Consider the following 26,001-nt stretch of genomic DNA (forward strand, 5'->3'; position numbering starts at 1 on the left):
GGAACCAATCTTTGCTCCAGGTCGGTGAAAATTGTGTTGCTTGTACCGGCCTCTTCGCGGGCACAATCATCGCGTGGGCAAAAGTGGCCAGCTATCAGCCACCAGAAACACCCGCTCCACTTCATACCAGGCACCCTCGGCCTCCTGCTCCAGCCTGACCAACATCTGCGCCGGCGCATGCTCATCCAGCCCCTGCAGCCAGGCCCCGAACTGCAGTGCCGTCCAGCACTCATCCGCCTCGACCCGCGCCGGTGCCAGCCAGGCATCGCGGGGCAAAGGCTGCCAGCGTTCGCCAGTGGCCATCGACCAATCCTGCCGCCGCAACCAGCGCCCGCGCAGGTGCAGTGGGTTGGCCCCCGCGGGCGGTTCTGCCTGCCCAGGCCAGGGGTAGAACAGGTAACCGGCCAGCCACAGATGCGCCTGCACCTGCTGCACGCCAAGCCCGGCCAAGGCCACGCGGCTCTGTGCGCCACTGGACATCGGCAACTGATGCCCAGTCAGGTGCGCCAATTTGATCCCCAGCCGGTCATGGCAACCTGGGCCAAGCCATTGCGTCGGGTCTCGGCCATCGCTGTGGGTAGGCCCCAGATAAAACTTGATGGCCAACTCGAAATGCTGCACCCCTTCGTTATCCCTCAGCAGAATGTCCAGCTCACCCAGCGTCTGCCCGCCTGCGCGAATCGCCAGGTTCGCTGCCAGCAACTCAAGGCCCGGCGCCTGGCTCAGGGCGAACTGCCAGAGGCATTCGTAGTACAGGCCCAGCCGCCGACTGGTCAGGCGCGCCAGCCTGTCGCGCAGCGCTTGCTCGTCGGCATCCAGGGCCAGCAGCCAGGCTTTCAGGCGTTGCGGATCATCGGCCCAGGCGCTGCCGGCCAACGGGTGGCGCTGGGGGCAGGGCGGGGCGCTCAGCAGCGGGGGCGACAGCAATGCCCAGGCCAGGTCGCGCACGGCCGGGCGGCGCAACTGGCGAGGTAAGTCGTGGAGTTCGGCGAAAGGCATCATCCAGCGAGCATAGCCGGTTTGCCGCTACCCGGTCGTTTCGCCCATAATCGGCGCATAGTCACCCGCCGCAGAGCCTCGCAGGAGCCCCATGGAGCAATTTCGCAATATCGGTATCATCGGACGCCTTGGCAGCTCGCAGGTGCTCGACACCATTCGCCGACTGAAAAAATTCCTCCTCGAGCGCCACCTGCACGTGATCCTCGAGGACACCATCGCCGAAGTCCTGCCCGGCCACGGCCTGCAGACGTCCACGCGCAAGCTGCTGGGCGAGGTCTGCGACCTGGTCATCGTCGTCGGCGGTGACGGCAGCCTGCTCGGCGCCGCCCGCGCGCTGGCCCGGCACAATATTCCGGTGCTCGGCATCAACCGCGGCAACTTGGGCTTTCTCACCGACATCCGCCCTGACGAGTTGGAAGAAAAGGTCGCCGAAGTGCTCGACGGCCACTACCTGGTGGAAAACCGCTTCCTGCTGCAGGCCGAAGTGCGCCGTCACCACGAGGCCATCGGCCAGGGCGATGCGCTCAACGACGTGGTCTTGCACCCCGGCAAGTCGACGCGGATGATCGAGTTCGAAATCTACATCGACGGCCAGTTCGTCTGCAGCCAGAAGGCCGACGGCCTGATCGTTGCCACCCCAACCGGCTCGACCGCCTACGCGTTGTCGGCCGGTGGCCCGATCATGCACCCCAAGCTCGACGCCATCGTCATCGTGCCGATGTACCCGCATACCCTGTCGGGCCGGCCGATCGTGGTGGACGGCAACAGCGAACTGAAGATTGTCGTGGCCAAGGACCTGCAGATCTACCCGCAGGTGTCCTGTGACGGCCAGAACCACTTCACCTGCGCCCCTGGCGACACCATCACGGTGAGCAAGAAGCCGCAGAAACTGCGCCTTATCCACCCGCTGGACCATAATTACTACGAAGTGTGCCGTACCAAACTCGGCTGGGGCAGCCGCCTTGGAAGCAGGGACGACTGATGCTCGATCCGGCGCGAAGTTTTGACATCATCGGTGACGTGCATGGCTGTGCGCTGACCCTTGAACGCTTGCTCGACGCCCTCGGTTACAAACGTGTGGCCGGCGTCTGGCGTCACCCGCGGCGCCAGGCATTGTTCCTGGGCGACATCGTCGACCGTGGGCCGCGCATCCGCGAGGCATTGCACATCGTGCACGACATGGTCGAGGCCGGCCAGGCGTTCTGCATCATGGGCAACCATGAGTACAACGCCCTGGGCTGGGTCACCCCGGCGCTGCCTGGCAGCGGCAAGGCCCATGTGCGCGAACACACGCCACGTCACGCCCGGCTGATCGACGAGACCCTCACGCAGTTCGCCCACCACCCCGGCGACTGGCATGACTTCGTCAATTGGTTCTACGAACTGCCGCTGTTCGTCGACGCCGGGCGTTTCCGCCTGGTGCATGCCTGCTGGGACCCACGGCTGATCGAGCCGCTGCGCCAGCAATACCCGGACGGGCGCATCGACGAACATTTCATCCAGGCCTCGGCTGTGCCCGGCAGCTTCGCCGCCACCGTGTGCAATCGCCTGCTGCGGGGCACCGATATGCGCCTGCCGGACGGCTTGACCCTGACCGGTGGCGATGGCCTGACCCGCGCCTTCTTCCGCACCAAGTTCTGGGAAGAAGACCCGCAAACCTATGGCGACATCGTGTTCCAGCCCGACGCGCTGCCTGAAGCCGTCGCCAGCACGCCACTGAGCCATACCCAGAAGAACGCCTTGCTGCGCTATGCCGAGGACGAACCTTTGTTGTTCGTTGGCCACTACTGGCGCAGCGGCCGCCCAGCGCCGATCCGCGACAACCTGGCCTGCCTCGACTACAGCGCGGTGCTTTACGGCAAGCTGGTCGCCTATCGGCTGGATGATGAAACCCGTATCGACCCGCACAAGTTCGTCTGGGTCGACGTCGACCGCCCACAGGCCAATCAATGAACATAATCGAAGTGATGCGCCTGCCGCTGTCGGTCGACCTCAGCGGCTTCGTGCACCTGCTGCAACGCTTGCAGGTGCCACACCGGGTCAGTGAAGAAGGTGAAGTCCAGGTGCTGTGGGCCCCCGACACGCTGGCCCAGGATGTGCTGCAACTCTACCAGCGCTATCCCGACGGTAACGCCGACCTTGAGCTTGCGCAGGCCCCTGTGGAAGGGGATTCAGCCGCGAGTGCCCCCACACAACCGTCCTTGAAAGATCAGGTAAAAGCCTGCAAGGTCACCGCCGCTGTCCTGCTGCTGTGCTTCATCGTTGCCGGCATCACCGGCCTTGGCGACAATTTCTCGACCATTGGCTGGTTCACCTTCCTCGACTTCCGCGTGCAGGGCGACTACCTGTACTTCACCCCACTGGCTCAGGGCCTCGCCGAAGGCCAATGGTGGCGCCTGGTGTCGCCGATGCTGCTGCATTTCGGCGTGCTGCACCTGGCCATGAACAGCCTGTGGTACTGGGAACTGGGTAAACGTATCGAGCTACGCCAGGGACCATGGCTGTTGCTGGGGCTGACCCTGCTGTTCAGCCTGGTCTCCAACCTGGCCCAGCACTACACCAGTGGCGCGAGCCTGTTTGGCGGGTTGTCCGGGGTGCTGTACGGCCTGCTCGGGCACATCTGGCTGTACCAGTGGCTGGCGCCCAACCCGCACTTCAACCTGCCCAAGGGCGTGCTGGTGATGATGCTCATCTGGCTGGTGGTGTGCCTGACCGGCGTGGTCGGCCAGCTCGGTTTCGGCCAAATCGCCAACGCCGCCCACGTCGGCGGCCTGCTCATCGGATGCCTGACAGGGCTCTTGGGTGGCGGCATGGCCCGGCGTAAACTGTCGGCTTGAATTAGGAGACGCTATGTCCACTTTCGCGCAAATGATCGAAAACATTACTCCCGAGATCTACGAGAGCCTGAAAACGGCCGTGGAAATCGGCAAATGGTCCGATGGCCGCAAGCTCACTGCCGAGCAGAAAGAGCTGTCACTGCAGGCGGTGATCGCCTGGGAAATGAAAAACCTCCCCGAAGACCAGCGCACCGGCTACATGGGGCCGCAAGAGTGTGCCTCGAAGTCTGCGCCGATCGCTAACATTCTGTTCAAGTCGGACTCGGTACATTGATCGAACTCGCTCGTGGCTCTTTGAGCAAGATGGCGGTGCGCCTTGAAGCACCGGTCGTGCAATACAGCTTTCGCCTGGGTGAAGAGCAGGTACCGGTCAACCCGTTGATCGGCCAGCGCCTGCGCCTGGAGTACCTCGGCGCCATTCACTGCAGCCATTGCGGCAAGCGCACCAAGACCAGCTTCAGCCAGGGTTACTGCTACCCGTGCATGACCAAGCTGGCCCAGTGCGACGTGTGCATCATGGCCCCGGAACGCTGCCACTATGACGCCGGCACCTGCCGCGAACCGTCCTGGGGCGAGCAGTTCTGCATGACCGACCACGTGGTCTACCTGGCCAACTCGTCAGGGGTCAAGGTCGGTATTACCCGCGCCACCCAGCTGCCCACGCGCTGGCTTGACCAGGGTGCCAGCCAGGCGCTGCCGATCATGCGCGTGGCCACCCGCCAGCAGTCGGGCCTGGTCGAAGACGTGCTGCGCAGCCAGGTACCGGACCGCACCAACTGGCGCGCCCTGCTCAAGGGTGACGCCGAAGCGCTGGACCTGGTGGCCATTCGTGAACAGATTTTCGATGCCTGTGCCGATGGCCTGCGCGACCTGCAAGCGCGCTTCGGCTTGCAGGCGATCCAGCCGCTGCCCGATGCCGAAGTGGTGCAGATGCGTTACCCGGTCGAGGCCTACCCGACGAAGATCGTCAGCTTCAACCTGGACAAGAACCCGGTAGTGGAAGGCACGCTGCTGGGCATCAAGGGCCAGTACCTGATCTTCGACACCGGCGTGATCAACATTCGCAAGTACACGGCCTACCAGTTGGCCGTGCTCCAGTAAAAAGGACCTGCACATGCGTACCGAACAACCGCAAGTGATCTACCTCAAGGACTACCAGGCGCCCGAGTACCTGATCGACGAGACGCACCTGACCTTCGAGCTGTTCGAGGACCACACCCTGGTCCATGCGCAACTGGTCATGCGCCGCAACCCGGCACGTGGTGCCGGCCTGCCGCCGTTGGTGCTCGATGGCCAGCAGCTTGAGCTGCTGCGCGCTTCGCTGGACGATGTCGAGCTGCAGGCGAGCGATTACCAGCTCGAAGCCGACAGCCTGACCGTGCAGCCCAAGGCCGAGCGTTTCACCCTCGACACCAGCGTGAAGATCCACCCCGAGAGCAACACTGCGCTGGAAGGCCTGTACAAGTCCGGCAAGATGTTCTGCACCCAGTGCGAGGCCGAGGGCTTCCGCAAGATCACTTACTACCTCGACCGCCCGGACGTGATGAGCACCTTCACCACCACGGTGATCGCCGAGCAGCATCGCTACCCGGTGCTGTTGTCCAACGGAAACCCGACCGGCAGCGGGCCGGCCGAAGACGGCCGCCACTGGGCAACCTGGGAAGACCCGTTCAAGAAGCCGGCCTACCTGTTCGCGCTGGTAGCGGGTGACTTGTGGTGCATCGAAGACAACTTCAAGCGCCAATCCGGCCGCGATGTGATGCTGCGCATTTATGTCGAGCCCGAGAACCTCGACAAGTGTGACCACGCCATGGTCAGCCTGAAGAAGTCCATGCGCTGGGACGAAGAAGTCTATGGCCGTGAGTACGACCTGGACATCTTCATGATCGTCGCGGTCAACGACTTCAACATGGGCGCCATGGAAAACAAGGGCCTGAACATCTTCAACTCCAGCTGTGTGCTGGCCCGGGCCGAAACCGCCACCGACGCCGCCCACCAGCGTGTCGAAGGCGTGGTCGCCCACGAATACTTCCACAACTGGTCGGGCAACCGCGTCACCTGCCGTGACTGGTTCCAGCTGTCGCTCAAGGAAGGCTTCACGGTGTTCCGCGACGCCGAGTTCAGCGCCGACATGAACTCGCGCACGGTCAAGCGCATCGAAGACGTCGCCTACCTGCGGACCCACCAGTTCGCCGAAGATGCCGGCCCCATGGCCCACCCGGTGCGCCCGGACAGCTTCATTGAAATCTCCAACTTCTACACCCTGACTGTGTACGAAAAGGGCGCCGAGGTTGTACGCATGGTCCGCACCCTGCTGGGGGCCGAGGGCTTCCGCAAAGGCAGCGACCTGTACTTCGAACGCCACGATGGCCAGGCGGTGACCACCGACGACTTCATCAAGGCCATGGAAGATGCCAACGGCGTTGACCTGACCCAGTTCAAACGCTGGTACAACCAGGCGGGCACGCCGCGCCTGGAAGTCAGCGAAGCCTATGATGCAGGCGCCCAGACTTACAGCCTGACCTTCCGCCAGAGCTGCCCACAGACCCCGGACAAGGCCGAGAAGCTGCCGTTCGTGATCCCGGTCGAGCTGGGCCTGCTGGATGCCGAAGGCAACGACCTGCCGCTGCGCCTGGCGGGTGAGACTGCGGCTGGCGGCACCAGCCGCGTGCTGTCGGTGACCGAGGCGGAGCAAACCTTCACCTTCGAAGGCCTCACGGCCAAGCCGCTGCCCTCGCTGCTGCGAGGCTTCAGCGCGCCGGTGAAGTTGAGCTTCCCGTACGACCGCGACCAGCTGATGTTCCTCATGCAGCACGACAGCGATGGTTTCAACCGCTGGGAAGCGGGCCAGCAGCTCTCGGTGCAAGTGCTGCAGGAGTTGATCGGCCAGCATCAGCGCGGCGAAGCGCTGAAGCTCGACCCGCGCCTGATCACCGCCTTGGGCACTGTGCTGGGCAACGCGTCGCTGGACGCCGCGATGGTGGCCGAAATGCTGTCGCTGCCAGGCGAGGCTTACCTCACTGAGATTAGCCAGGTGGCCGACGTCGATGCCATCCACGCCGCCCGCGAGTTCGCCCGCCAGCAGATCGCCGAGCAGCTGTTCGATGGCCTGTGGGCCCGCTACCAGGCCCACCGCGAGGTCTCGCGCAGCACGGCCTACGTCGCTGCGGCCGAGCACTTCGCCCGCCGCAGCCTGCAGAACATCGCCCTGTCGTACCTGATGCTCAGCGGCAAGCCGCAGGTGCTGGAGGCGACCCTGGAGCAGTTCGACCAGTGCGACAACATGACCGAACGCCTGACCGCCCTGGCGGTGCTGGTCAACTCGCCGTTCGAAGCCGAGCGGGCCAAGGCGCTGGACACCTTCGCCGAGCACTTCAAGGACAACCCGTTGGTCATGGACCAGTGGTTCAGCGTGCAGGCCGCCAGTTCGCTGCCTGGCGGGTTGGCCCGGGTCAAGGCGCTGATGCAGCACCCGGCGTTCACCCTGAAAAACCCGAACAAGGTGCGGGCGTTGGTGGGGGCGTTTGCCGGGCAGAACCTGGTCAACTTCCATGCGGCCGATGGTTCGGGTTATCGCTTCCTGGCGGACCTGGTGATCGAGCTGAATGCGCTGAACCCGCAGATTGCTTCGCGCCAATTGGCACCGCTGACCCGCTGGCGCAAGTACGACGACGCGCGTCAGGCGTTGATGAAGGGTGAGCTGGAGCTGATTCTGGCTTCTGGGTCGCTGTCCAGTGATGTGTATGAGGTGGTGAGCAAGAGCTTGGCGTGAGTGCTCGATAGCCTGAACGGGCCCTTTCGCGGGACAAGCCCGCTCCTACAGGTACTGTGCACTACCTGTGGGAGCGGGCTTGTCCCGCGAAGCTTTTGGGCGGTTAACAAAACATAACGTCCCGCTCGTTGTATTCCCGCAACCTTCCCCGCTACGATCCCCTCAAGCTATTGCAGGCCTCTACCACAGGCATTTCGCAGTACCTGCAAGGCATTGACCCACTAAGAACAACAAACAGGGGACGGTCATGAGGGAGCAGCTGATGGCGCAGACCAGGCGTGGAGCCTGGCCGCTGGCCGCCGGTGCGATGCTGGCGCTGGCATTGGGCATGTGGACGGGCAGTGTCGAAGCCGCTGCCGCCGACGAATACTCGACCGAATCGGCCAAGGCCAGTCAGAGCCTGCTGATCGACGCCGCCCAGGCCGGCAAGCGTCTGGTCGTGGTCGGTGATCGCGGTCATATCCTGTTCTCCGACGACCAGGGCAAGACCTGGACTCAGGCCCGGGTACCCACCCGGCAACTGCTCACCGCTGTGTTCTTCCTCGACGACAAGCGCGGCTGGGCCGTCGGCCACGATGCGCAGATCCTCGCCAGCACTGATGGCGGCGCGACCTGGAGCAAGCAATTCGAAGACCTGTCCCGCGAAGCCCCGCTGCTCGACGTCACCTTCCTCGACGCCCAGCACGGTTTTGCCGTGGGTGCCTATGGCGCACTGCTGGAAACCACCGACGGCGGCCAGCACTGGCAGGACGTCGCCGAGCGCCTGGACAACGCCGATCAACTGCACCTTAACGGCATCGCCGTAATCAAGGACGCCGGCCTGTTCATCGTCGGAGAGCAGGGCAGCATGTTCCGCTCAGGTGACAACGGCCAGACCTGGGCCAAGGTCGACGGCCCGTACGAGGGCTCGCTGTTCGGTGTAATGGGCACCGCCCAGCCACAGACGCTGTTGGCCTACGGCCTGCGTGGCAACCTGTTCCGTTCTACCGACTTCGGCGACAGCTGGCAGCCGATCGAACTCAAAGCCGCGCGCGGCACGCTCGAATTCGGCCTGGCAAGCGCTACGCTTGTCGAGGATGGCAGCGTGGTGCTGGTCGGTAACGGCGGCAGTGTATTGCGCAGCCATGACGACGGGCAGACCTTCAGCGTCTACAACCGTGCCGACCGCATCGCCCTGGCCGGCGTCACTGGCCTGACAACCGGGGGCTTGCTGCTGGTGGGGCAGGGTGGCGTGCACCTGGCCACCGCCGAAGGCGCCGACCAGGCTGCCAAGGAGGCGCGTCCATGACCAGCAGGGAGAGCATCACCATGCACCCGCATCACCAGGACAAGGCCACGCTGCTCGAACGCCTGATCTTCAACAACCGCCCCGTGGTCATCGCCCTGTGCGTGCTGGTCAGCATTTTCCTGTTCTGGCAGGCCACGCAGATCCGCCCCTCGACCAGTTTCGAGAAGATGATCCCGCTCGAGCACCCGTTCATCGAACAGATGATGGAGCACCGCAACGACCTGGCCAACCTCGGCAACACCGTGCGTATTTCGGTGGAGGCGGTCAACGGTGACATCTTCGACAAGGACTACATGGAGACGCTGCGCCAGATCCATGACGAGGTGTTCTACATCCCTGGTGTCGACCGCGCCGGGCTGAAGTCGCTGTGGAGCCCCAGCGTGCGCTGGACCGAGGTGACCGAAGAGGGCTTCTCCGGTGGCGAGGTGATCCCCAATACCTACAACGGCTCGGCCGAAAGCCTCGATGCCTTGCGCGACAACGTGCTCAAGTCCGGCCAGGTCGGGCGCCTGGTGGGCAACAACTTCAAGTCCAGCATCGTCGATGTGCCGCTGCTGGAGAGCTACCCCGACCCGCAGGACCAAGGCAAGCAGGTCAAGCTCGACTACCAGCAGTTCTCGCACCTGCTCGAAGAGAAGATCCGCGACAAGTTCCAGGTGCAGAACCCCAACGTGAAGATCCATATCGTTGGCTTCGCCAAGAAGGTCGGCGACCTGATCGACGGCCTGGTGATGGTGGCGATGTTCTTTGGCGTGGCCCTGGGCATCACCTGGGTGCTGCTGTACTGGTTTACCTGGTGCATCCGCAGCACCATCGCTGTGCTCATCACCACCCTGGTGGCGGTGGTCTGGCAGCTGGGCTTGATGCATGCGGTGGGCTTTGGCCTCGACCCGTATTCGATGCTGGTACCCTTCCTGATCTTCGCCATCGGCATTTCCCACGGGGTGCAGAAGATCAACGGCATCGCCTTGCAGTCGAGCGGCGCCGACAACGCACTGACCGCTGCCCGGCGCACGTTCCGCCAGCTGTTCCTGCCGGGGATGATCGCCATCCTTGCTGACGCAGTGGGCTTCATCACCCTGCTCATCATCGACATCGGTGTCATCCGCGAGCTGGCCATCGGCGCCTCGATCGGCGTCGCGGTGATCGTCTTTACCAACCTGATCTTGCTGCCGGTGGCGATTTCCTATGTCGGCATCAGCAAGAAGGCGGTCGAGCGCAGTAAGAAGGACGCGACCCGCGAGCACCCGTTCTGGCGCCTGCTGTCCAACTTCGCCAGTGCCAAGGTGGCGCCGGTGTCTGTTGCCGTGGCCTTGGTGATGTTCGCCGGTGGCCTCTGGTACAGCCAGAACCTGAAAATCGGTGACCTCGACCAGGGCGCGCCGGAGCTGCGCCCGGACTCGCGTTACAACCAGGACAACAACTTCATCATCAGCAACTATTCGACCAGCTCGGACGTGCTGGTGATCATGGTCAAGACGCCGTCGGAAAGCTGCTCGATCCACTCGACCATGGCGCCGATAGACGAGCTGATGTGGACCATGGAGAACACCCCGGGCGTGCAGTCGGCGATCTCGCTGGTGACCGTGTCCAAGCAGGTGATCAAGGGCATGAACGAGGGCAGCCTGAAATGGGAGACCCTGTCGCGCAACCCGGACATCCTCAACAACTCCATCGCCCGCGCCGACGGCCTGTACAACGCCGACTGCTCGCTGGCGCCGGTGCTGGTGTTCCTCAACGACCACAAGGCCGAGACCCTGGAGCGCGTCACCGCAGCCGCCAAGGCCTTTGCCGACAACCACAACAAAGAGGGCCTGCAGTTCCTGCTGGCAGCCGGTAACGCCGGGATCGAGGCGGCCACCAACGAGGTGATCAAGTCGGCCGAACTGACCATTCTGGTGTTGGTGTACATCTGCGTCGCGGTGATGTGCCTGATCACCTTCCGCTCGTTCGCTGCAACCCTGTGTATCGTCCTACCGCTGGTGCTGACCTCGGTGCTGGGCAATGCGCTGATGGCCTACATGGGCATTGGCGTGAAGGTCGCGACGTTACCGGTGGTGGCCTTGGGCGTGGGCATCGGCGTGGACTACGGCATCTACATCTACAGCCGCCTGGAAAGCTTCCTGCGTGCAGGCCTGCCGTTGCAGGAAGCCTATTACGAAACCCTGCGCTCGACCGGCAAGGCGGTGCTGTTCACCGGGTTGTGCCTGGCCATTGGTGTGTGCACCTGGATCTTCTCGGCGATCAAGTTCCAGGCCGACATGGGCTTGATGCTGACCTTCATGCTGCTGTGGAACATGTTCGGTGCGCTGTGGCTGTTGCCGGCACTGGCGCGGTTCCTGATCAAGCCTGAGAAGATGGTGGGCAAGGAGGGCGGGTCCATTTTTGCCCATTGATTGCTGGGGGCCGCGTTGCGGCCCATTCGCAGCACAAGGCTGCTCCTACAGGGGTTGAGTGTTGTTTGTAGGAGCAGCCTTGTGCTGCGAATGGGCTGCAGAGCAGCCCCAGGGTTATACTGCCGCCACATTTCAAATTGGTACCCTCATGTCCCCCCTCGCCACCGCCCTCCAAACCTGCGACATGCTGCTGATCGACGGCCTGCACGCCTTCGATTTCACGTCCAACGAAACCGGCCTCACCGTCGAATGCATGGACGGCCGCCAGCTGCGTCGCTGGAACTTCACCCCCGAGCAGATCGCTGCCGCCACCGCCACGGGTGACGAGTGGACGCTCAACGGTGCCCAGGGCGAGCATCGTCTAGTCTGTATGAGTGCCTTTCGCGCCCCGGATGAAGACCACGATGAACCGGATCTGGACGAGCCTGCTGACCGCTAGCCTGATGAGCCTGACAATCAACGCCCACGCCGCCACGCTGCTGGTGGGCAGCTACACCGATGGCCAGAGCCAAGGCATCTACCGCTACCTGTTCGACAGCAAGACAGGCCAGATCGCGCCGACCCCGCAACAGGTGGTCAAGAGCGAGAACCCTTCCTGGCTGGTGCTCTCGGCCGACCAACGGCAACTGTTTACAGTCAACGAAACCGCGCAAGGCCACGTCAGCAGTTTCAGCGTGAGCCGCAAAGGCGAGATCCAACCGCTCAACCAGGTGGCCACCCGAGGTGACGAGCCGACCCACGCCAGCCTCAGTCGCGACCAGCGCTTCCTGTTCGTTGCCAACTACGCCGTCAAGCCAGACCCCGGCGGCAGCCTGGTGGTGATCCCGGTGGCCAAGGACGGCAAGCTCAAGGACGTGGTGCAGCAAGCCCGCCATAAACCAAGCGGCGTAAACCCCGAACGCCAGGCCGGCGCCCATGTGCATTCGCTGGTGCTGTCGCCGGACGGCCAGCACCTGTATGCCTGCGACCTGGGCGCCGACAAGGTGTTCATCTACCGTTACGACGGTGCCAGCACAGACCACCCGCTGACGCCGGCGATTCCGGCGTCGGTGGCCCTGCCGCCGGGCAGCGGCCCGCGTCACCTGCTGTTCGACGCTAAGGGGCGACACGCCTACCTGACCCTGGAAATGAGCGCCGAGGTGGTGGTGTTCGATGTGCAGAACGCCAGCCTGGTCGAACGCCAGCGTCTACCCCTGACGGACCACCAGGACGCTGCGGCCAAAGCGGCTGGCGGCCTGCACCTGTCGGCGGATGGGCGCTTCTTGTACGTGAGTAATCGCGGCACGGCCAATGAGATCGTGGCCTTCAGCGTGGGCAAGGACGATGGCCAGTTGGCGTTCTTGCAACGCCGTTCGGTAGAGGGCGATCACCCTCGGGAATTTACCCTCGACCCAAGCGACAAATTCCTGTTGGTGGCCAACCAGAAGAGTGACCAGATCGTGGTCATGCGCCGTGACCCGCGTAGCGGCAAGCTCGGTGAGACAGTACAGATGCTGCCGCAGGCTGCGCCGTCGGACCTGAAGTTCATCGAGTGACGCCAGGTGTTCGGCGTTCGTTTTTGGGCGTTCTTGAGATCGAGCGCCGCCCGCGCGGCGCTTCGCAGCACAAGGCTGCTCCTACATTTGTTTCGGGCCAGTCACGCCTGTGAAGGCGGCGCGCGACCGCCCTGTCAGTCCAACTCGATATCGCGCCATGCACCTGTAGGAGCAGCCTTGTGCTGCGAAGCGCCGCGCGGGCGGCGTTCGATCTCAAAACTACTCAAGCATGCCCGCCGGACACTGCCAGCTATCGCGCCATCACTGCCTTGAACAGATCCGACTCCAGCCAGCCCTCCAGCCAGCTCCGCACCCGCGGATAAGCCGCCTCGGCGAACCACTGCGGTTCGACCCCGGCAAACTGGCGCATCAGGGGCAGCAAGGCGGCATCGGCAAGGCTTGGGTGATCGGCCAGCAGGTAAGCACGCCCTTCGAGCAACGCCTCGAGCTCCGCCAACCAGGCTTCGGCCTGCTGGCGGTAGTGCTCGCGGGTATGTCCAGGGTAGCGCTCGGCGTACTTGTACAGGTTCACCTGCGCCTTGAACGTGCTGTCGTTTCGGGCGATCAGCGCCTCAGCCTGTTGCGCCGCCGCAGGGTCGGCCAGTAGCTGCCAGTCCTGCGGGTCGTTGCGTTGCAGTGCCCAGCGCATGATGTCCAGGCTTTCTTCCAGCACACCCGCCCCGGTGTCCAGCACCGGCACCGTGCCCTTGGGCGACAAGGCCAGCAGCGCGGCGGGCTTGTGCTTCATCGCCACTTCTTCGATCTGCACCTCGCACTCGGCGTAGCGCAAGGCCAGGCGCGCGCGCATGGCCCAAGGGCAGCGGCGGAACGAGTAGAGGATCACCCGCACACCTCGACGTCACTCAGGCCGTTGCCCTGGCGGCGTACCTGGATCTGCACCGGGATCCGCTCATGCATCTCCTGCACGTGGGAGATCACCGCCACCTTGCGCCCTTGGGCCTGCAGGCCGTCGAGGGCATCCATGGCCAGTTGCAGCGACTCTGGGTCGAGGCTGCCGAAGCCTTCGTCGATGAACAATGATTCAATGCGCAAGGTGCTCGACGCCATCGACGCCAGGCCAAGGGCCAGGGCCAGCGAGACCAGGAAGGTTTCACCGCCCGACAGCGAATGCACCGAGCGCAGCTCGTCGCCCATCTCGGTATCCAGCACCAGCAGGCCGAGGGCGCTGCCGCCACGTTTCAGGCGGTAACGACGCGCCAGCTGGCGCAATTGGCTGTTGGCATGGTGCAGCAGCAGGTCGAGGTTGTAACCCTGAGCGATCTTGCGGAACACATCGCCAGAGGCCGAGCCGATCAGCGCATTGAGCCGTGCCCAGCGCTGCCACTGCTGATGGGCGTGCTCAATTTCCGTGGCCAGGGCCTGGTACGCCTGTTGGCGGCGCTGGTCTTCGGCCTGGGCGGCGCGCAGCTCGGCGCACTGCTGTTCATGGTTGGCCAGCACTTCGCGTAGCTCAAGCAGTGACTGCTCCAGGTCCTCGGCCGTGGCCTCGACACTGGCTTGCGCGGCATGTTGCTGCAGCCGCTGTTCACGCTCCTGCAACAGCACGCGGCCTTGTTCGATAGCCTTTTCCGCCGCCTGCAGGTGCTGGCGCAGTTCAGCCATTTGCGCGTCGTCCATGGCCAGCAAGCGGTCCAGGCCACTGTCGTCCAGCTCGGGGTGTTCAGCGCGCCATTGGGCGATTTCCCCCTGCAACTGCTGGTGCTCCTGTTCGAGCGCCTGTTGGCGGGCGATGTTGGCCTTGAGTTCGCCGGCCAGTTGCAGGGCTTGGGTGCGGGCGTGTTGCAGGCGCTCGGCTGTTTCGGCCTCGCTGGTGCGGGCCTGCTCCACCTGCTGTTCCAGATGGCGCTGCCAATCTTCGGCGCGCGGGTGGTCACCCAGCAATTCGGCCAATGCGGCGCGGGCTTTTTCCATCTGCTCAGCCAGCCCGTTGATCTGCTGCTGCAGGTCTTGCTGGCGCTGCACGCGGGTGTGTTGCTGATCGTGCAGGCGCTCCAGCTGTTGCTGGCGTTGCTGTTGTTCCTGCAGTTCGTCCTTTTGCTGGTCCAGCTGTTGCTGGCGCTGGGCGATCTGCTGGTCAAGGCTGAGGAAGGCGTGTGCTGGCTCGTCGTGCAGTGACTGCAACACAGGCGCTGGCAGCAGGGTGGCGAAATCAGCCAAGGCCTGTTCGAGGCGTTCCTGGTCGGCGGCCAGGGCTTGATGCTGTTGGTCCAGGCGGCGCTGGGCCTGCTGTTGGGCTTCGCTGGCAGCCTGCAACTGCTGGTTCAGGCGGGCGGCATCGCGTTGCAGGGTCAGCAGGGTGGCCTGGCGTTTTTCGTCGCGCGCGATCTCTTGGTCGAGGCGCTGCAACTGGCTGTCCAGCCAACCACTGCGGGCCTTGCCTTCATGGGCGCTGAGGGCGGGCCACAAGGCATGGGCGGCGAGTTGGCCGGCCAATGGCTGCAATTGCTCGTTCAGTTGCGCCTGTTGGTGCTGGTACTCCTTGATCTGGCCGTTGACCACACCCACCTGGGTGCGCAGTTCGATCAGGCGGGTATTGAATTGCTCAACCTGGGCCAGGGCTGTGGCTTCTTCGGCCTGGTCATGCCGGCCAAGGCTCTGCAGCAGCGCTTCAGGCTGGTGGAAGGGGTGTTCGGCGCTGCCGCAAACCGGGCACGGTTCGCCATCGTGCAACTGCGCACGCAGTTCTTCGACGCTGGTGTTGCGTGCCAGGCGCTGGCGTTCCAGCAGTTGCCGGGTCAGTGCCAGCGCCTGCTCGGCGGCTTCCAGCTCGGCCTTGGCGGCAGTGCCTTCGCCAATCAATTGCTGGCGTTGCTGCAGGGCCTGTTGCTGGCGTTCGCGCAGCGACTGGATACCCTGTTGCAGCTCCTGCTCGCGGGCGTGCAGGCGCGACAGTTCTTCCACGGCGCGTTGTTGCTTACGGTTTTCTTGCAGCATGCCACCCAGCAGGTCGAGCTGCTCGGCCAGGGCCTGGGGCTCTGCTGCGGCTTCACGGAACAACACGTCGAGGGCGTCGCGCTGTTCTTGCAGTTGCGCATTGGCCTGGCTGGCCTGGGCCTGCAGGCCGGGCAGCTCTTCGCGGCCCTGGTTCAGGCGGTTGCCGATTTGCAGCAACTGTTGCAGTTGCGGGCGATAGGCCTGCCAGGCGTTGGTCAGGGCGGCCAGGGGCGCACTGTCAGCCAGGGCTGCTTCAATGTGGGCCAGCTGCTGTTGGCCGCGCTGCTGGTGCTCGCCCAGCTGCTGCAATTGTTGCTGCAGCTCGGCCGCGGCCAGGTCGGCCTGCTGGCCGGTTTCGCGCGCCTTGCCCAGTTCCTGTTCCAGGCGGGTGAGGGTGTCTTGCTCGGCGAACGCCTGGCGCAAGCGCGGGGCGTTTTCGCCTTGGCTGGCCTGGGCCTGGTTCAGCGCCTGGCGGGCTGATTCGAGGGCCTGCTCCAGTTCGCCGGTACGGTTTTGCAGGTCGCTTTGCTGGCGCTGTTGTGCGTCGAGCTCGCTGGCCAGTGGCGCGCGTTGCGCGGCCAAGGCCTGCTGCCGGTGGAACTGATGGCGCTGTGGCGCCAGTCGCTCCAGGCGTTGCAGGTCCAGGCGCTGTTCGGCCAGTTGCTGCCAGGCCTGTTCGGCGGCCTGCAGGGTTGCATGGGCTTCGGCCTGCTGCACCTGCAGCAGGCGCTGCTCATTGAGCCAGCCACGCTGTTGCTCCAACTGGCGCTCGCGCGCCTGGTCGGCCTTGAATTGCTGTTGCGCCTGCTCCAGGCGCTGGTCGAGCTCGGCGCGGGCTTCGGCCAGCAGCGGCAGCAGGTGGCTGGCACGGTCTTTCAGGGCGTTGTGCGTTTCACCGGCCTCGCGCGCCTTGCTAAAGGCGCGCTGGCCAAGGCGGGTGTAGATCGCGGTGTTTGTGAGCTTTTCCAGCAGCTCGCTGCGTTCCTTGTCGTCGGCCTTGAGGAACGCACCGAACTCGCTCTGGGCCAGCATCACCGCACGGGTGAACTGCTCGAAGTTCAGGCCCAGGCGTGCTTCGACCAGTTGCTTGTATTCGTTCTTGCCGCTGGCCAGCACCTGCTCGCTGTCCAGGTCATAGAAGCTCTGGCGGCTGTGTTGCAGCTTGCCATTGGCCTTGTCGCGGGCGCGGTTGGCTTCCCAGCGGGCGCGGTAGCGACGGCCATCGATGCCAACGAAGTCGACTTCGGCATAGCCGCTGCCCGTGCCGCGGCGCACCAGGTTGCGTGGGTCCGAGGTCGGGATCTCGCCGTCGGCGTCCGGTACCTTGGCTTCGCGGCCGATGTCGTTGAGCCGCGGCACGGTGCCGAACAGGGCCAGGCACAGGGCATCGAGCAGCGTGCTTTTGCCGGCGCCGGTTGGCCCGGTGATGGCGAACAGGCCGGCGCTGGCCAGGGGCTCGGCGGTGAAGTCGATGTCGATCGGGCCGGCCAGGGATGCCAGGTTCTTCAGGCGGATGGCGAGAATCTTCATGGCTGTTCCTCTTCCAGCTGGACGTCCTGCAAGAGCAGGGCGAAATCGGCCAGTGCCTGCTCATCGGCGGGGTTGCCGTAAGCCTGTTCCCAGGCGCGGCTGAACAGGTCCTGCGGGGTCATCTGGGACAGTTCGACGAAGGCCAGGTCGTCGTCCTCCGCACTAGCGCGCCCGGCGTATTCGGCGCTGATGCGGATCAGCCGCACGGCCTTGCCTTGCAGCGCGCCCTCCACTTGCTGGCGCAGGTCGGGTTGCGGTTCGTCCAGCACCACGCGCACTTCGAGCCAGGGCTGACGATTGGGGTCTTCGAGCAGGTCGATCACCGGCAGCTCAGCCAGCTGTACCAGCAACTCGCCGAGCGGCGCCGGGCCGATGCGTTGCAGGGCCACGGCGCGGGGCACCAGGCGCGGCTCGACACTGACCAGCTCGGCGCCGTCCAGCTCCACCTCCAGCACCTGGTGCGGGTAGTTGATTTCGGCAAACGACAGCGGGATCGGCGAGCCACTGTAGCGAATGCGCGCTTCGCGGTTGACCTTCTGCGGCTTGTGCAGGTGGCCCAGGGCGACATAGCTGATGGCCTTGTCGAACAGCTTGGCCGGCAGGGCCTCGGCATTGCCGATGATCAGGCTGCGCTCGGAGTCCTCGGACACCGCACCCCCGGCCATGTGGGCATGGCTGATGGCGACCAGCGCCTGGTCCTTCTTGCGCTTTTGCTGGGCAGCGGCAATCAGTTGCTGGTGCACCTGGGTGATGCCTTGCAGGTAGTCGTCACCCAGCTGCGGGCCGGTCACTTCTGCCGGGCGCAGGAAGGGCAGGGCCAGGCACCAGGCGCTGACCTTGCCGCGGGCGTTGGTCAGCGGGATCAGCAGGCGCTCGGCATCCAGCTGGCCTTCATCGAGCCAGTGCACACGGCCCAAGGCGTGGGTGCGCAGGCGGCGCATGAGCGCAGCGGGCAGTTCGATGCGTGAGCCGGAGTCGTGGTTGCCGGCGATCATCACGATGTCCAGCTTGGGCTGTTGCTCATGGGCCTGGACAATGAAGTCGTAGAGGCGCTCCTGGGCTTTGACCGGTGGGTTGACCGTGTCGAAGATGTCGCCAGCGATCAGCAGCGCATCCGGCTGGCGCAGGTGCAGCTGGCCGAGCAGCCAGTCGAGGAAGCAGGCGTGTTCGAAGTCGCGTTCCTGGCCGTGCAGGCTTTGGCCCAGGTGCCAGTCGGAGGTATGAAACAGACGCATGGATGACCTGTTGGTGTCGAGTCGAGCAAGCGGGGCTTGGCTTGGATGATGGGCGTTGGGCAGGGGGTATGGTAACTCAATGGTGGGGGGAGGGGGCATGGCTGGGGGGATGTTGGCGGATTGCGTGGGGGGGCGCATGTCTTGAGTTTTGCAGTGCCTATGAGATCGAGCGCCGCGCGGGCGGCGCTCGATCGGGGGTGTCAGAAATTTTGTGTTCGGGCATAACATGAGTAAGAGGTGCATGTATGCCAACCAAAAAGAAACCCCTTCGTGACCTACCAAAAATCCCCAAGGAGCTGCTCGAACAGTTCGGTGAGGGGCTGATGACCGCAGAGGCTATCGAAGACGCTTCTGCGGCCTTCAAGAAGGCCTTGATCGAGCGAGCATTGAGTGCCGAGCTCGGTCACCACCTGGGGTATCCGCCGGGCGCGCAGCGCCCAGAGGATGAAACCAACCAGCGCAATGGCAAAACGGGCAAGACGGTTTTGACGGGGGATGGCCCGCTGCGGCTGGAGATTCCCCGTGATCGGGATGGCAGTTTTGCCCCCATTCTGATCCCCAAGCATGAGCGGCGTTACACCGGTTTTGATGACAAGATCATCGCCATGTATGCCCGAGGCATGACCGTTCGAGAAATCCGCGCTTTCCTCTCTGAGCAATACGGGACGGACGTTTCCCATGACTTCATCAGCTCAGTCACGGACGAGGTGATGGAGGAAATTGGTGCGTGGCAACAGCGACCGCTTGAGCCGATGTACCCAGTCATTTTCTTCGATGCGCTGCGGGTCAAGATCCGAGAAGAAGGCCTTGTCCGCAACAAGGCGATTTACTTGGCGCTGGGTGTTTTACCCGATGGAACGCGCGATATTCTTGGTATCTGGATCGAAAACACCGAGGGTGCGAAGTTCTGGATGAAGGTCTTCAACGACCTCAAGACCCGCGGCGTAGAGGACGTGCTGATCGCCGTGACCGACGGTCTCAAAGGCATGCCAGAGGCGCTAAGCGCAGTATTTCCGGGAACAACGCTGCAAACATGCATCGTCCACTTGATCCGCAACAGCCTCGATTACGCGGCGTGGGACAAGCGCCGTGAGCTGGCCAAGGCGCTAAAACCGATCTATCAGGCCATCAACGCAGAAGCGGCTGAGGAAGCACTGGATGCCTTTGAAAATGGCCCTTGGGGTAAGCAATACCCAACGGTGGTGGCGGCCTGGAGACGAGCCTGGGATCGAGTGATTCCATTCTTTGTCTTCCCGCCTGCCATTCGAAAAGTGATCTATACGACCAACGCTATCGAAAGCATCAACGCTCAGCTACGCAAGATCATCAAGACCCGAGGCCACTTCCCGACGGATGACGCAGCGACCAAGCTGATCTGGCTTGGGCTGCGTAACATCACGGCAAACTGGGGATCGGCGGCTCATGACTGGAAGAGTGCGATGAATCAATTTGCGATTCTGTACGGAGATCGATTTATCAGGCCGACCTGGTAAAAGCATGGCCTGCCTGACGGCAGGCCGTTATCGGCCCGCACACAAAAAAACTGACACTCTCCTCGATCTGATAGGCGCTGAAATTACTGCGCCATGCACCCCACCCCTCATTTCGGATACAACGGCGGCAAGCTCCCGGTCTCCCCCGACGGCAGCAACACCTGCTCAGCCGGCGGAATCGTCCCGATCGCGCGCCACAAATCCTCACCCTGCCAATACTGCCCACTCTCGCTGTACAACGCCCCGTTCAACCCATCCAGCGCATCGGACAACGGTACGAACCGCGCTGCCATCTCCGCCAGGGTCTCCGGCTGCTGCCGCGCCCAGGCGTCGAGCGCTTGGCGTGTGGTCTGCGGGTCGTTGGCCTGGCAGGCGCGCTTGAGGTCGTCCAGCAGCGTGCGGGGGCTTGGGCCTTGTTGCGCGGCGCGCAGTACCGCGGGTTGTGAACGGGCCCGCCACCACAAGGCGAAGCCCAGCAGTGTGGTCAGGGCAAACACCAGCGTGGCCAGCTGCCACGGCCACAACAGGCTATTGCCCGCACGGGTGTCGCCGACCGGGGTGTCGGCGCTCAGGGCCGGGTTGTCCTGCACGCTCAGGGTGCGCGCTGGCAGGCTGGTGTGCTCCAGGTGGTCTTCGCGGGTGTTCCACCAGGCCACCTCCAGCGCTGGCAAGGCCAGTTCGCCGCTGTGGGTCGGCACCAGCGCTTCGCGCTCTTCGCGGTTGGCGGTCATGCCGCGCTCGTTGATTTCGTTGCGCAGCAGCGGCTGGTCGGGGTAGCGGCGCAGGCCGGTGATTTCGGTGGCCGGCAGCGGTGGCAGCTGGGTGCTGGACAAGCCGTCGGCGCGCAAGGTGATGTTGCGGGTGAGCGAATCACCGATCTGCGTCTGCTGGCTGCCCGGGTCGGGGTTCCAGTGTTCTTCAAGGGTCAGGCTGCGTGCCGGCAGCCAGGGCGCACCGGCTGGCCAGGCCGCTGGAATTGGGCGCACGTCCAGGCGCAGGGGCAGCGAGCTGACCTGGATCTGGCGGCCCGCACGCGGGGCGGCCGTGGCGGATTGTTCGTTGTCGGCGCTGGCAGCCGCAGTGGCGGTGAAGGTCAGCGCCGGCACTTCGAGGCTGCCACTTTGTTGCGGGTAGACGGCGTAGCGGGTTTCGATCACCCCGTGGCGCACGCCGTTGATTTCTTTCTCGTAGGTGCGCGACTCGCCCAGTGGTTCGACCTTGGCGTTTTCCAGCTGCAGTGGGCTGAGGCTGCTGTCGTCATACAGCGCCACCGAATGGTAGATGCGCAAGGTCAGCACGGCCTGGGCCTGGACATAGACCTCGTTGCTGTCCAGGGTCGCCTCGATGAACACCTGGGAGGCGCTTTCCTGGCGGCTGGCATCGGCTTGCAGCACTTGCAGGTCGATGGCCTGGCTGCGCGACTGGCCCAGTTGCAGCTCTGGAATGCGCAGGCTGCCGCTGCGCCGTGGCAGCAGGGTGATGATCCAGCGGGTGCTGGCGCGGGTCTCGCCATCAAGGGTGTGCAGGCTGTTCAGCTGGCGTGTGCCGCGTACTTCGAAGTCGCCTTCGAGGGCACGCAGGTCGGGTTTGCCAAACTGGGTCACGTCCTGGCTTTCAAGGGTCAGCTCCAGGCTTTCGCCGGCCTCCAGGCGGGTACGGTCGACGCTGGCTTGCAGCATGGGCTCGGCCTGGGCCATCAAGGCCCATGTGACACCGAGCAGAAAGACGCCGAAGCGACTCATCGTGGATTGTCCTGATGCAATTGCTGTTCATACCAGAATTTGCGCCGCAGCAGCTCCGCCGGGTTATCGGGGATCTCCCGTAGCCATTGTTCAAGGGCCTGACGCTGTTCGGCGTCGAGGTTGGTCGACACTGGGCGTTGGGGGGGCACGGTGACGTTGTCGTCGGCGCCCCCCTGGTTGCCGGGTGTGGCCTGGCTGTTGTTGCTGCCTTCGCCGGGTTGTTCGGCGTTGGCGGGTTCGTCATTGCCAGGGGTGCCCTGGGCCGGGCTGCTGGCCGAACTGCTGTTGCCTTCGGTTTCGCTGCCGGGTGTGCCTTGGGCCTCGTTGCTGGCGGGTTGTTCTTCGGCCTTGGCCTCGCGCTGTTGCAGCAGCTGCTGGACCAGTGCCTGGTTGTCCAGTGCCGGTTGCAGGTCGGGTTGGCGCTCCAGGGCCTGCTCGTAGGCGTCCAGGGCGGCTTCCAGCTCGCCACTGCGGGCCAGGGCATTGCCTCGATTGTAGTGGTCTGCTGCCGTGTTGCCTTGGGAGAATGCCTGGGCGGCACCGGCGTAATCGCCGGCCTGGTACAACGCCATGCCGCGCCACTGTGGGTTTTGGAAGTGGCGTGCGGCGCTGGCCGGGCGGCTCTGTTCGAGCAGGCGCTGGCCCTGCTGGTCGGGGCGCAGCCACAGGTCGTTGAACTCGAAGGCCTGGCTTGGTTGCGGCAAGGCCAGCAACAGGGGCAGGCAGAACAGCCAGCCGCGGCGACCGGCGCAGGCCGCCAGCAGCAACAGCGGAATCAGCAGCCAGTAACCCTGGTCGGCCCAGCTGTCCAATTGCAGGGTCTGGCCGTCGCTGCGTGCAGTGCGCGGGGTGTCGAACAGGCCCAGGCCGCGCAGGTCGAGGTCGTCGACCCGGGCATTGCGGTAGCGCCCGCCGGTGCCGCTGACAAATGCCTTGAGGCTGGCGCTGTCCAGGCGCGGCAGCAGAATACCGCCTTGGTCGTCCTTGAGGAATTCGCCGTTGGCTTGTCGCACCGGTGCCCCGTCTCGGCTGCCGATGCCCAACATCAGCAGGCTCGGGCCCTGGCGGCCGAGGGCCTGCGTGATGCCCTCGCGCTCCGCTGCGCTGAGCGAGGAGCCGATTAGCAGCAGGCGGCCTTGCCCCAGGCCGCTTTGGGCCAGCAGGGCCAGGCCTTTTTGCACGGCCAGGTCGGCGCGCTGGCCGGGTTTGGGCATGATCGAAGGGTCGATCGCCTCCAGCAGGTTGCGAGTGGTGCCCAGGTCATCGGACAGTGGCACCAGGGTGTGGGCGGACCCTGCGTAGACGATCAGCGCGGTCTGGCTGTCGTGGCGGCGTTCGAGCAGGTCGAGGACCTTGCGCCGGGCCTGTTCCAGGCGGTTGGGCGGGCTGTCCTCGGCGAGCATCTGCGGGGTCAGTTCGAGCAGGATGACCAGCGGGTCGGCAGGGCGCTGCCGGTTTTCTTCCACACGTTGCCAGCTGGGCCCGAGCAGGGCCAGCACCACCAGCGTCCAAGCCAGGCCCAGCGCCACCCAGGGCAGTTTGCTGGTGCTGCCGCTGCCGCCGCCGAGCAGCACGGCGTGGAACGCGGGCGGCAGGATCATTTGCCAACGCCCGGCGCGTTTGCGTCGGTGCCACAGCTTGAACAGCAGCCAGCCGAGCAGCGGCACTACCAATAGCCAGAGCGGGCGCAACCATTGTGGCCACAGGTCGATCATCGCCGTTTCCTCAGGCGCAGGCGTTTGAGGCGCTGGCGCCATTCGGGGTGCGGCTGCAGAAAGCGCGGTTTGCGCAGCAGGCGCTGCAAGCGGTTGTCTGGCCACTGCACGGCCACCACCAGCAGCACGCTGAGCAACAGTGCCAGGGCCAGCGGCCAGGCGTACAAGGCCTTGGCGGTGCGCGCCTGGGTTGGCTGCTGAGCCACTGGCTCCAACTGGTCGAGGGCGTCACCGATGGCGTTCAGTTCGGCGCCGTCGTGGGCGCGGAAGTAGGCGCCGTGGGTCAGCTCGGCGATTTCCTTGAGCGAGGCTTCGTCCAGGTCCAGGCTCGGGTTGAGGCCCAGCAGGCCGGGGGTGCCGCTGGCCTCGGGGTTAGCGCCGATGCCGATGGTATAGATGCGCACACCTTCCTGGGCGGCCAGGCGGGCGGCGGTCAGTGGGTGGATCTGCCCGCCGTTGTTGGCGCCGTCGGTGACCAGCACCAGCACGCGGCTTTGTGCCGGGCGTTGGCGCAGGCGCTTGACCGCAAGGCCTATGGCATCGCCGATGGCGGTGTTCTTGCCGGCGATGCCGATCTGCGCTTCGTCAAGGAAGGTGCGCACGGTACGCCGGTCGAAGGTCAGCGGCGCCTGCAGGTAGGCCTGGCTGCCAAACAGGATCAGCCCAACCCGGTCGCCTTCGCGGTCCTGAAGAAAGTCGCCAAGCAGCGCCTTGACCAGGTCGAGGCGGCTAATCTCGTCGTTCTTCCACTGCATGTCGGGGAAGTCCATGGAACCGGACACGTCCACCGCCACCAGCAGGTCGCGGCCGCTGGCGGCCACCGGTACTGGGTCGCCAAGCCATTGCGGGCGGGCCGCGGCCAGCAGCAGCAACAGCCAGATGATGACAAAGGGCGCCTGCTGGCGCCAGGTGGGCAGGTTGAGCCGTGCCCGGCGCCCGGCCAGGCCTTCCAGCTCGTTCAGAAAGCCCACTTTGAGCACCGGCTCGCCACTGTCGGCGGCTGGCAACACCAGGCGTGCCAGCCACGGCAGCGGCAGCAGGGCGAACATCCACGGCCAGGCCAGTTCAAACATGCTTGCGGATCCAGGTTTCGACGGCCTGGCTAAGCCCGACGATGGCTTTGTCGTCGAGCTTGCACTCAGGCTTGTAGGCGCCTTCGACCAGCACCATCCAACGCGTGAGGCCGGCGGCCGGGCAGCGGTTGTCGAGAAACGCCAGCCACTGGCGGCCGTTGAGGGTATGGCTGTTGGCGCCAGGGTAGTGGCTGCGGCACAGGCGCTTGAGCAGGGCATTGATCTGTTGCAGCCAGGCGCCGGCCGGGGCGCCGTCGTACGGGCGCGGCAGTTGGGCAAGTTCGGCCAGGGCGGCCACGCGTACCGGGTCGAGCGGTTGCTCGGCGCGCACGATGCGGCGTTTGCGCGGGCGCCAATGGCGTACGCGCCACAAGCCCCAGGCAAGCAGCGGCAGCAAGGCCAGCAGTACCCACCAACCTGGTGCCGGTGGCCACAGGCCGACTGCCGGCGGGGCAATCAGCGGTTGCAACTGGTCCAGCGGGGTCATTTGCTGCTCCCCGGGCGCTGGGCGTTCAGGTATTCGCGCAGTTGCTCGATCATCTCGCTTTGCGTACTCAGCGGCATCAGCACCACGCGCAGCTTCTGTGCCATCAGCTCCCAGCGGGCGATACGTGATTCGGCCTGCTGGCGGTAAGCCTGGCGCAAGCTGGCGTCGAGGGTGTCGAGCTCCAGTTGCGCGCTGCGCTGGGCGAAGCGCAGCAGGCCGGCTGCGGGCAGGGCATGGTCGAGCGGGTCGGAGACCGGTAGCAGCAGCAGGTCACAGTGGCGCGAGAGCATGGCCAGGTGCTGTTCGACCTGGTCGGTCAGCGAGCGCTCGTCGCAGATGACGATCGCCAGGCTGCCAGGGCGCAGCACCTCGCGCGCCCGGCGCAAGGCCAGGCCCAGGCTGTCGGCCTGGGGTGTGGCTTCGGTGTGCAGCGCCTGGTTGACCTTGGCCAGGCGGTTAAGCAGCTGCAGCAGGCTTTGCTTGCTGCGTCGGGGTTTGATTTCGTGGTGCTCGTTGTCGCCAAACACCAGCCCGCCGATGCGGTCGTTGTGGCCCAGTGCCGCCCAGCCGAACAGGGCCGCAGCCTGGGCTGCCAGTACCGACTTGAACATCAGCCCCGAGCCGAAGAACAGCCGCTGGCTCTGTTCGACCAGGATAAAGATCGGCCGCTCGCGCTCTTCATGGAACAGCTTGGTGTGCGGCTCCTGGGTGCGGGCGGTGACCCGCCAGTCGATGTTGCGCACATCGTCGCCGGCCTGGTACACGCGCACCTGGTCGAAGTCCACGCCGCGACCGCGTAGCTTGGAGTGGTGCAGGCCCACCAGCGGGCTGCGCTGGCCAGGCCGGGAAAACAGCTGGATTTCGCGTACGCGGTGGCGCATGTCGATCAGCTCGGCAAGGCCGATGCGGATGCCGGGTTCGGCGAGCTGTGCGGTGGGCATGGG

The 26,001-nt window shown here is 64.7% G+C and carries 20 protein-coding genes; 11 read left to right on the forward strand and 9 right to left on the reverse strand.

The window, feature by feature from the left end; all coding sequences use genetic code 11:
- Positions 1-66 precede the first annotated feature (66 nt).
- A complete protein-coding gene (locus tag LOY53_RS07650) occupies positions 67-1,002 on the reverse strand; it encodes a DUF1853 family protein (RefSeq protein ID WP_258703810.1) in 936 nt (311 codons plus the stop codon).
- 88 nt (positions 1,003-1,090) lie between these two features.
- Here LOY53_RS07650 and LOY53_RS07655 point away from each other — a divergent pair, with 88 nt between their 5' ends.
- The 10 genes from LOY53_RS07655 to LOY53_RS07700 all read left to right on the forward strand — a co-directional run bounded on the left by LOY53_RS07655 (position 1,091) and on the right by LOY53_RS07700 (position 12,827).
- A complete protein-coding gene (locus LOY53_RS07655) occupies positions 1,091-1,981 on the forward strand; it encodes an NAD(+) kinase (protein WP_027596710.1) in 891 nt (296 codons plus the stop codon).
- Positions 1,981-2,952, forward strand: coding sequence for a metallophosphoesterase (locus LOY53_RS07660; protein ID WP_027596709.1), 972 nt, complete (start codon positions 1,981-1,983; stop codon positions 2,950-2,952). Before LOY53_RS07655 ends, LOY53_RS07660 begins: the two co-directional genes overlap by 1 nt.
- Positions 2,949-3,836: a rhomboid family intramembrane serine protease gene (locus tag LOY53_RS07665; protein WP_027596708.1), complete on the forward strand. Its 888-nt coding sequence runs from the start codon at positions 2,949-2,951 to the stop codon at positions 3,834-3,836. The genes LOY53_RS07660 and LOY53_RS07665 overlap by 4 nt, the downstream gene beginning before the upstream one ends.
- A gap of 13 nt (positions 3,837-3,849) precedes the next feature.
- On the forward strand, positions 3,850-4,110 hold the full coding sequence (locus LOY53_RS07670; RefSeq protein WP_051099822.1) for a YeaC family protein: 261 nt from the start codon (positions 3,850-3,852) through the stop codon (positions 4,108-4,110).
- Positions 4,107-4,937 carry a DUF2797 domain-containing protein gene (locus tag LOY53_RS07675; RefSeq protein ID WP_027596706.1) on the forward strand — a complete coding sequence of 277 codons (831 nt, stop codon included), beginning with the start codon at positions 4,107-4,109 and terminating at the stop codon, positions 4,935-4,937. Before LOY53_RS07670 ends, LOY53_RS07675 begins: the two co-directional genes overlap by 4 nt.
- Positions 4,938-4,950: 13 nt before the next feature.
- Positions 4,951-7,608 (forward strand): aminopeptidase N, encoded by a 2,658-nt coding sequence (gene pepN / locus LOY53_RS07680; protein WP_258703811.1) that lies wholly within the window; start codon positions 4,951-4,953, stop codon positions 7,606-7,608.
- Between the two features lie 247 nt (positions 7,609-7,855).
- Positions 7,856-8,896, forward strand: coding sequence for a YCF48-related protein (locus LOY53_RS07685; RefSeq protein ID WP_252827146.1), 1,041 nt, complete (start codon positions 7,856-7,858; stop codon positions 8,894-8,896).
- A 20-nt stretch (positions 8,897-8,916) separates the two neighbouring features.
- On the forward strand, positions 8,917-11,292 hold the full coding sequence (locus LOY53_RS07690; protein WP_258704161.1) for an RND family transporter: 2,376 nt from the start codon (positions 8,917-8,919) through the stop codon (positions 11,290-11,292).
- A gap of 148 nt (positions 11,293-11,440) precedes the next feature.
- Entirely contained in the window at positions 11,441-11,731 is a 291-nt protein-coding gene (locus tag LOY53_RS07695; RefSeq protein ID WP_027596702.1) for a DUF5629 family protein, read from the forward strand.
- The gene (locus LOY53_RS07700) at positions 11,697-12,827 is read left to right on the forward strand and encodes a lactonase family protein (RefSeq protein WP_258703812.1); all 1,131 of its coding nucleotides are present in this window, start codon (positions 11,697-11,699) and stop codon (positions 12,825-12,827) included. Before LOY53_RS07695 ends, LOY53_RS07700 begins: the two co-directional genes overlap by 35 nt.
- A 250-nt stretch (positions 12,828-13,077) precedes the next feature.
- On the opposite strand, the gene LOY53_RS07705 is transcribed toward LOY53_RS07700, so the two are convergent.
- Genes LOY53_RS07705 through LOY53_RS07715 form a run of 3 tightly spaced genes read right to left on the reverse strand, consistent with a single transcriptional unit; the run spans position 13,078 to position 18,547 of the window.
- Positions 13,078-13,671 carry a glutathione S-transferase gene (locus LOY53_RS07705; protein WP_258703813.1) on the reverse strand — a complete coding sequence of 198 codons (594 nt, stop codon included), beginning with the start codon at positions 13,669-13,671 and terminating at the stop codon, positions 13,078-13,080.
- Entirely contained in the window at positions 13,668-17,312 is a 3,645-nt protein-coding gene (locus tag LOY53_RS07710; protein WP_258703814.1) for an AAA family ATPase, read from the reverse strand. Before LOY53_RS07710 ends, LOY53_RS07705 begins: the two co-directional genes overlap by 4 nt.
- The gene (locus LOY53_RS07715) at positions 17,309-18,547 is read right to left on the reverse strand and encodes an exonuclease SbcCD subunit D C-terminal domain-containing protein (RefSeq protein ID WP_099453343.1); all 1,239 of its coding nucleotides are present in this window, start codon (positions 18,545-18,547) and stop codon (positions 17,309-17,311) included. Before LOY53_RS07715 ends, LOY53_RS07710 begins: the two co-directional genes overlap by 4 nt.
- Positions 18,548-18,792: 245 nt before the next feature.
- Here LOY53_RS07715 and LOY53_RS07720 point away from each other — a divergent pair, with 245 nt between their 5' ends.
- Positions 18,793-20,040 carry an IS256 family transposase gene (locus LOY53_RS07720; RefSeq protein ID WP_252823597.1) on the forward strand — a complete coding sequence of 416 codons (1,248 nt, stop codon included), beginning with the start codon at positions 18,793-18,795 and terminating at the stop codon, positions 20,038-20,040.
- Between the two features lie 107 nt (positions 20,041-20,147).
- Here the strand turns inward: LOY53_RS07720 and LOY53_RS07725 are convergent, their stop codons facing one another.
- The 5 genes from LOY53_RS07725 to LOY53_RS07745 are packed head-to-tail and all read right to left on the reverse strand — an operon-like array spanning position 20,148 to position 25,998.
- Positions 20,148-21,782, reverse strand: a complete 1,635-nt coding sequence (locus LOY53_RS07725; protein WP_085273667.1) for a BatD family protein — start codon at positions 21,780-21,782, stop codon at positions 20,148-20,150.
- A complete protein-coding gene (locus LOY53_RS07730; protein ID WP_252827150.1) occupies positions 21,779-23,497 on the reverse strand; it encodes a tetratricopeptide repeat protein in 1,719 nt (572 codons plus the stop codon). The genes LOY53_RS07725 and LOY53_RS07730 overlap by 4 nt, the downstream gene beginning before the upstream one ends.
- Positions 23,494-24,570, reverse strand: coding sequence for a VWA domain-containing protein (locus tag LOY53_RS07735; protein ID WP_027596695.1), 1,077 nt, complete (start codon positions 24,568-24,570; stop codon positions 23,494-23,496). Before LOY53_RS07735 ends, LOY53_RS07730 begins: the two co-directional genes overlap by 4 nt.
- The gene (locus LOY53_RS07740) at positions 24,563-25,057 is read right to left on the reverse strand and encodes a DUF4381 domain-containing protein (protein WP_027596694.1); all 495 of its coding nucleotides are present in this window, start codon (positions 25,055-25,057) and stop codon (positions 24,563-24,565) included. Before LOY53_RS07740 ends, LOY53_RS07735 begins: the two co-directional genes overlap by 8 nt.
- Entirely contained in the window at positions 25,054-25,998 is a 945-nt protein-coding gene (locus LOY53_RS07745) for a DUF58 domain-containing protein (RefSeq protein ID WP_186683325.1), read from the reverse strand. The genes LOY53_RS07740 and LOY53_RS07745 overlap by 4 nt, the downstream gene beginning before the upstream one ends.
- Positions 25,999-26,001 lie beyond the last annotated feature (3 nt).

It is taken from the genome of Pseudomonas sp. B21-031 (assembly GCF_024748985.1).
GTDB lineage: Bacteria > Pseudomonadota > Gammaproteobacteria > Pseudomonadales > Pseudomonadaceae > Aquipseudomonas > Aquipseudomonas kermanshahensis.

What these genes read in the sequence shown, in the direction of transcription:
- LOY53_RS07650 (WP_258703810.1), bottom strand. Translation starts at nt 1,002, where the DNA reads ATGATGCCTTTCGCCGAACTCCACGACTTACCTCGCCAGTTGCGCCGC.
- LOY53_RS07655 (WP_027596710.1), top strand. Translation starts at nt 1,091, where the DNA reads ATGGAGCAATTTCGCAATATCGGTATCATCGGACGCCTTGGCAGCTCG.
- LOY53_RS07660 (WP_027596709.1), top strand. Translation starts at nt 1,981, where the DNA reads ATGCTCGATCCGGCGCGAAGTTTTGACATCATCGGTGACGTGCATGGC.
- LOY53_RS07665 (WP_027596708.1), top strand. Translation starts at nt 2,949, where the DNA reads ATGAACATAATCGAAGTGATGCGCCTGCCGCTGTCGGTCGACCTCAGC.
- LOY53_RS07670 (WP_051099822.1), top strand. Translation starts at nt 3,850, where the DNA reads ATGTCCACTTTCGCGCAAATGATCGAAAACATTACTCCCGAGATCTAC.
- pepN (WP_258703811.1), top strand. Translation starts at nt 4,951, where the DNA reads ATGCGTACCGAACAACCGCAAGTGATCTACCTCAAGGACTACCAGGCG.
- LOY53_RS07685 (WP_252827146.1), top strand. Translation starts at nt 7,856, where the DNA reads ATGAGGGAGCAGCTGATGGCGCAGACCAGGCGTGGAGCCTGGCCGCTG.
- LOY53_RS07690 (WP_258704161.1), top strand. Translation starts at nt 8,917, where the DNA reads ATGCACCCGCATCACCAGGACAAGGCCACGCTGCTCGAACGCCTGATC.
- LOY53_RS07695 (WP_027596702.1), top strand. Translation starts at nt 11,441, where the DNA reads ATGTCCCCCCTCGCCACCGCCCTCCAAACCTGCGACATGCTGCTGATC.
- LOY53_RS07700 (WP_258703812.1), top strand. Translation starts at nt 11,697, where the DNA reads ATGAACCGGATCTGGACGAGCCTGCTGACCGCTAGCCTGATGAGCCTG.
- LOY53_RS07710 (WP_258703814.1), bottom strand. Translation starts at nt 17,312, where the DNA reads ATGAAGATTCTCGCCATCCGCCTGAAGAACCTGGCATCCCTGGCCGGC.
- LOY53_RS07715 (WP_099453343.1), bottom strand. Translation starts at nt 18,547, where the DNA reads ATGCGTCTGTTTCATACCTCCGACTGGCACCTGGGCCAAAGCCTGCAC.
- LOY53_RS07720 (WP_252823597.1), top strand. Translation starts at nt 18,793, where the DNA reads ATGCCAACCAAAAAGAAACCCCTTCGTGACCTACCAAAAATCCCCAAG.
- LOY53_RS07725 (WP_085273667.1), bottom strand. Translation starts at nt 21,782, where the DNA reads ATGAGTCGCTTCGGCGTCTTTCTGCTCGGTGTCACATGGGCCTTGATG.
- LOY53_RS07730 (WP_252827150.1), bottom strand. Translation starts at nt 23,497, where the DNA reads ATGATCGACCTGTGGCCACAATGGTTGCGCCCGCTCTGGCTATTGGTA.
- LOY53_RS07735 (WP_027596695.1), bottom strand. Translation starts at nt 24,570, where the DNA reads ATGTTTGAACTGGCCTGGCCGTGGATGTTCGCCCTGCTGCCGCTGCCG.
- LOY53_RS07740 (WP_027596694.1), bottom strand. Translation starts at nt 25,057, where the DNA reads ATGACCCCGCTGGACCAGTTGCAACCGCTGATTGCCCCGCCGGCAGTC.
- LOY53_RS07745 (WP_186683325.1), bottom strand. Translation starts at nt 25,998, where the DNA reads ATGCCCACCGCACAGCTCGCCGAACCCGGCATCCGCATCGGCCTTGCC.